The following is a 1,098-nucleotide window of genomic DNA, read 5'->3' on the forward strand; positions in this document are numbered from 1 at the left end:
CATTTGGAAGCTGAATAGGTAACTGGGAAACAGATGCGACACTACGGTCTTGCTCTCCAAGACGGATAACAAAATCAAAACGACGATCGCCTTCTAAAATCTCTCCCACGCTTTGTCCACCAATACTTGCAGCCACCACATCCTGAATAGATTTCACACTCAAGCCATACTGGGCAGCTAAAGCTTTATCAATCTCTACATTGAGTAAAGGCAGACCCGAAGTTTGTTCAACTTTCACCGCACTGCTACCTGCGACTTGCTGAATGATTTTCGCGATTTTTGCAGCCTCAGTATTCAAAACCTGCATGTCATCACCAAAAACCTTCACCCCCACATCACTGCGTATACCTGAAATCAGTTCATTAAAACGTAGCTCAATAGGCTGAGAAAACTCACTGTTATTGCCGGGAATTGTCGCAAGATAAGCTTCCATACGGGTTCGAAGTGCATCTAGGCTTTCTTTTGAATCTGGCCATTCCTCACGTGGTTTCAGCATGATATAACCATCGGAAATATTCGGTGGCATCACATCTGTCGCCACTTCAGCAGTCCCGGTACGGGCAAATATAGCTTTAATTTCGGGAAAGTTTTTCAGTAAAAGCTTTTCGGTATTTTCCTGAATACGTAAAGACTCTTCCAAGCCTGTGCTTGGAGAACGTAATTGCTGTACCGCAAAATCACCTTCACTCAGCTGGGGTGCAAACTCACTGCCAATCTTCGTGCTGAGCAGACCCGTAATGACCAGGAGACAAATGGCAAAAGTTAAAACCACCGCTTTGTAATGATAGGCTCCATCCAATATCTGTTGATATCGGGTTTTGAGCCAGATCATCCAACGGCTTTCCGTTTCTTTGATCTCCCCTTTAACCCATAAAGCAACTGCAGCGGGCACAAAGGTGATCGATAAAATAATAGCTGCCACCAGTGCGAGAACAACGGTTAAAGCCATCGGATGAAATAGTTTTGCTTCTACACCACTTAAAGCAAAAATCGGCAAATACACCACCAAAATAATAAGCTGACCAAAAATAAGAGGACGACGTGCTTGGCGGGCAGCCAGAAAAACTTCCTTAAAGCGTTCACTTTGTGTGAGAGGTC

Annotated in this window: 1 protein-coding gene; it reads right to left on the reverse strand. The window is 44.4% G+C overall.

Features of this window, described 5'->3' with window-relative positions; genetic code table 11:
- On the reverse strand, positions 1–1,098 hold a 1,098-nt coding region (locus tag FTV12_RS16380), incomplete at both ends, for an efflux RND transporter permease subunit (protein ID WP_180034346.1).

This window comes from Acinetobacter sp. YH12233 (assembly GCF_013417725.1).
Lineage (GTDB): Bacteria > Pseudomonadota > Gammaproteobacteria > Pseudomonadales > Moraxellaceae > Acinetobacter.